General features: G+C 73.0%; 3 protein-coding genes. 1 reads left to right on the plus strand and 2 read right to left on the minus strand.

Translation table 11 applies throughout. From position 1 onward, the window contains the following. Positions 1 to 196: 196 nt before the first annotated feature. Positions 197 to 2,032 (minus strand): DEAD/DEAH box helicase, encoded by a 1,836-nt coding sequence (locus NBX02_RS12670; RefSeq protein WP_250284379.1) that lies wholly within the window; start codon positions 2,030 to 2,032, stop codon positions 197 to 199. A 596-nt stretch (positions 2,033 to 2,628) separates the two neighbouring features. On the opposite strand from NBX02_RS12670, the gene NBX02_RS12675 reads away from it, so the two are divergent. Then, the gene (locus NBX02_RS12675; protein WP_250291476.1) at positions 2,629 to 4,032 is read left to right on the plus strand and encodes a helix-turn-helix domain-containing protein; all 1,404 of its coding nucleotides are present in this window, start codon (positions 2,629 to 2,631) and stop codon (positions 4,030 to 4,032) included. An 86-nt stretch (positions 4,033 to 4,118) separates the two neighbouring features. Here NBX02_RS12675 and NBX02_RS12680 read toward each other — a convergent pair. Beyond that, on the minus strand, positions 4,119 to 4,784 hold a 666-nt coding region (locus tag NBX02_RS12680; protein WP_250291478.1), incomplete at its 5' end, for an ACT domain-containing protein.

The raw sequence follows: 4,784 nt of genomic DNA on the forward strand, positions 1-4,784 counted from the left end.
CCCAACAGCCAACAAAAGCCCCCGACGCACCCCTCCTTCCCCTTATCGATCATCATCAGATGATCGATAAGCCCACGTAACGGCCCACCCCTCCGCCAGGGGCCCCCAAATAGTGGCGAAAGCCGCTATTTGGGGAAGGGCCCCTCCGCCAGGGGCCCCCAAATAGTGGCGAAAGCCGCTATTTGGGGAAGGGCCGCTATCCGGGGGGCCCCCAACGGCGGACGGTGTCGATGCGGGCGCGTAGCTGGGCGGCGGTGGCCTGGCCGGTTGCCGGGCCGCCGCAGGTCCGTCGCAGCTCGCCGTGGATCGCCCCGTGCGGGCGGCCGGTGCGGTGGTGGTGGGCCGCGACCAGCCGGTTGAGCTCCCGGCGGAGTTCGGCGATCACCTCGTGGGTCGGACGGTTGTCCGTGGCCTGCGCGGCCGGGCTGTCCGCCTCGGCGGCGCGGGCCGCCGGGACCGTCTGTCCGGAGGCGCCCGGGGCGGGGCGGCCGGCGGGGTCCTGGCGGCCCTCGGTGCGCTCCTGCCGGCGCCGGGCAGCGAGCTGGGCGGCTTCCCGCTGTTTGAGCAGGACGGCGACCTGGTCGGGCTCGAGCAGGCCGGGCAGCCCGAGGAAGTCCTCCTCCTCGGCGGAGCCGGCGGCGGCCTGGGTGCCGAACTCGCCGCCGTCGAAGATGACCCGGTCGAGATGCGCCGAGGAGCCCAGCGCGGTGAAGGACCGTTCGGGCAGGTCGGGGACGTCCCGGCGCCGGTTGGCCTCGCGCAGGGCGGCGTCGTCGAAGGCGTCCGGTTCGCGCAGGGGCTTGTCCAGCGCGTGGTCACGCTGGACCTCCATCTCGCCGGCGAGCGCGAGCAGCGTCGGAACGCTGGGCAGGAAGACGGAGGCGGTTTCCGCCCGGCCCCGGCCGCGGACGAACCGGCCGACGGCCTGGGCGAAGAACAGCGGGGTGGCCACGGAGGTGGCGTAGACCCCGACGGCCAGACGTGGGACGTCCACGCCTTCGCTGACCATCCGGACGGCGACCATCCACCGTTGCCGCGACTCCCGGAAATTCGCGATCTTCGAGCTGGCGGTGGGGTCGTCGGAGAGCACCACCACCGGCTCGGTGCCGCTGACCCGGCGCAGGATCCCGGCGTAGGCGCGGGCGCTGGCGTGATCGCTGGCGATCACCAGCCCGCCGGCGTCCGCCATCCCACCGGCCTGGATCTGGGACAGCCGGGTGTCGGCGGCGGCGAGGACGGCGGGGATCCAGTTGCCGCGGGCGTCGAGGGCGGTGCGCCACGCCGCGGCGGTCTGCTCGTTGTTCAGCGGCTCGCCGAGCCGGGCGGACAGCTCGTGCCCGGCGCTCGTCCGCCAGGTCATCTCCCCGGAGTAGGCCAGGAACAGCACCGGGCGCACCACCGCGTCACGCAGCGCGTCGGCGTAGCCGTAGGAGGAGTCGGCGACGCTGCGCGTCACTCCGTCCGGCCCGGGCAGGTAGGTGACGAACGGGATGGGGTTGACGTCCGAGCGGAAGGGGGTGCCGGTGAGCGCGAGGCGCCGGGTCGCGGGGGTGAACGCCTCCCGGACGGCGTCACCCCAGGACAGGGCGTCGCCGGCATGGTGGATCTCGTCGAGGATCACCAGGGTGCGGCGGCGTTCGCAGCGCAGCCGGTGCAGCGCGGGATGCGCTGCCACCTGGGCGTAGGTGAGCACCACGCCGGTGTAGTCCGAGGAGGTGGCCCCGGCGGTGTTGCGGAAGGCCGGGTCGAGGGAGATGCCGACCTCCGCCGCCGCGTCGGCCCACTGCCGTTTCAGGTGCTCGGTCGGCGCCACCACCGTGACCGCGCGCACCACGCCGTCGTGCAGCAGGTCGGACGCGACGCGCAGCGCGAAGGTCGTCTTGCCCGCGCCCGGGGTGGCGACGGCCAGGAAGTCGCGTGCGCCGGAGCCCGCCCGGGTCCGGTAGGTGGCCAGGGCGGCCTCCTGCCAGGCTCGTAACGGACGGCGATTCGCCGGGGACGGTGAAGCGTCATCGAAGAGGCCTGCACGCACAGGACAGACTCTACGGGCTGCCTGCCGCAGGCCGTCACCGGAGCTCACCGAGCGCGCTCGGAAGCATCCATTTCCCGCCTGCGAATGTGACCGACAGCACCCGGCATCACCGCATGTGCGGGAATCCACATGCATGTGTACCGGTGCCGGCCGGTGCGCTTCCCACCGCGCGCCGACGGGCGGCCGGGTGCTGTTCTCCGGTGCCCGCGCCCTGCCATCCGCGCTCCGCCATGTACGCACATTCAGTAAACGGCGGCCGGCGGGGCGCTGACGTGCCATCAACCATGTCGTCAACTGTGTCGCCGATAACAAAATTGCCGGGAAATGATTCTGGAACGCACGGGCCGGGCCGCGGGACCGGAGCCGTCCAGCCGCGCGAAGGGCGCCGCCCGGAGGCCGGACGGAACGGCGTGCTGCCGCCGTCCGGCTGCCGTACAACCAGGTCATTACCGCACAAGGCATGGCGGCGGGACGCGGGGCAGCGGCCGGCGGCTGCCACAGGCGGTGGGAGGGCGGCGACCAGCGGCCATAAGGCCATGGATAAACTCTTTTACCGGGGGGCCATACGGGGGCTGATGGACGGCGAAAGGCAGACGATGACTCCGGCGAGCAGTGCCCTTACGACTGCCGTTTCCCGTCCGTCCGTACGCACCCCCAACATCCGGCTGCGAAACTGCCGGGAGGAACGGGGCTGGTCGCAGGAACAACTGGCCATGGAGCTGCGTGACTTCGCCGCCAGCCGCGAAGGGCGTGAGGCCGGCGTCACCGGCAACATGGTCTGCAAGTGGGAGAAAGGCGACAAGAAGCCCAGTCTTCGTTACCAACGGCTGCTGGGAGCTCTCTTTCAGCGAACATCCGGGGAACTCGGGTTCATCGAGAACGACACCGCCCACACCGCCGGTACTACCAGCACCGCCGACATCGTCGGTACTGTCGGTGACATCGCGGCCGGGCCCAGGCCGGCGCACCTGTCCGGGCCGTCGCGGCCGGGCGCGGAACAGCGCCCCTTCCTCCGGCTGGTCGCGGCGGCCGAGGACGCCACGACCGTGTCGCCTGACACCCGGCCGCCATGGGAGCGACTTTCCGTGGCATTACGGCAGCAGGCCGTGGCCACCCCGTCGGTCGTCGGCAGTCTCTCCGCCCGCACCGCCGGCCTGTTCGGGCTGGAGGAGCGGGTACCGGCCCACCGGCTGATGGAACGGGTGACCGCGCAGCTGGCCGCCCTCAGCCGTCTACTGGAGGCCGCGCCACGCTCGGCGGTGCGCCAGGCGCTGGCTGTCACCGCCGGTGAGACCGCCGCGCTGGCCGGCTGGCTCGCCTTCGACATGCGCAACAGCGCCGACGCCCGCGCCTACTACCGCGTCGCGGCCGAGGTCGCCCAGGAGACCGGCGACGACGCCCTGCTGGCATGCGTGCTCGGCTACGAAAGCTTCCAGTCGAGTATGAACGGACGGCCGGACAAGGCCTGTGCGCTGCTCGCCGAGGCCCAGCGTCACGCCGCGCACGGCGGCAGCCCGATGACCTGCGCCTGGCTGGCCGCCCGGGAGGCCGAGGAGCAGGCCCACCAGGGGGACCGCGACGCGGCGCTGCGCGCGCTCGACCGCGCCGTCGACGCCTTCGAGCAGGCCACCCCGGCCGACGACCGGGTGTGGACGCAGTTCTTCGACCGTTCCCGCCTCGACGGGATGCGGGTCACCACCTTCACCCGGCTGCGCCGCCCGGACGCGGCCCGCGCGACCGCCCTCGAGGGGCTGCGGACGACCAGCCCGACCACCACCAAGAAGCGTTCCCTGCTGCTGAGCGCCGTCGCCGAGGTGCACATTCAGCAACGGGAGATCGAACAGGCCTGCCAGTTCGCCGCTGACGCCCTGGCGATCGTGGCGCAGACGGACTTCTCGCTCGGCCTGACCCGCATCCTGCACATCCGTGATCACCTGTCGCCCTGGCGCGGCATCCAGGCGGTACGTGACCTCGACGAGCAGCTGCGGGTTCTGGTCTGAACGCCGGTGACCGGTGGGAACGGGCTCCCGCCGGCCACCGGTGGCGTATCGGGCGGCACGCGGGTGGCGCGCCAGGCGGACGGGGATCAGCCCGGCCTGGTGCCGGCACGGTAGCAGTCGTAGACGCCGCCGACCGTCCGTACGGCCGCGAGCAGCGCGTCCAGCTGTGCCGGGCCGGCGACCTCGACGGTGAAACGGGCCCGGGCCACCCGGTCCTCGGAGGTGATCGAGGAGGCGGAACGGACCGTGGCCGACACATCCGAGAGCATTTCGGTGATGTCCGCGAGCAGCCCGTGGCGGTCGAACGCCTCGACCGCGATCTCGGCGGGGAAGGTGCCCTCGGCCGACGGGAGCCAGGACGTCACCGCGACCCGATGGCGGTCGCTCGCGGCGTTCACGCACCGCAACCGGTGCACGGACACGGCGGGGCTGTGCGTGCTGGTGAACCCGACGACGTCGTCCCCGGGCAGTGGGAGACAACAGCGGGCGGGACGGACCGGGACACCGCTGCGGCCGTCGATGGCGGCCGTCCCCGCCCAGGTGAGGGCCTCGTCCATGTCCCGTGACCGCCGCCGGCTCCGCCTGCTGTGGGCCTTGCGCGCCCCCGGATCCGGCGCCTGCGCCGGTGTGGGTGCCGGTGTGGGCAGAGCCGCCGGAACGGGCGGGCTCACCAGGCCCGCCGGGGATGGTGGGGCGGCGGGGCCGACGGCGGCGGCCACGGGCCACGGGGCCGCGGGCCACGGGGCCGTGGC

The sequence above is a fragment of the Protofrankia sp. CiP1_Cm_nod1 genome, assembly GCF_920888515.1.
GTDB lineage: Bacteria > Actinomycetota > Actinomycetes > Frankiales > Frankiaceae > Protofrankia.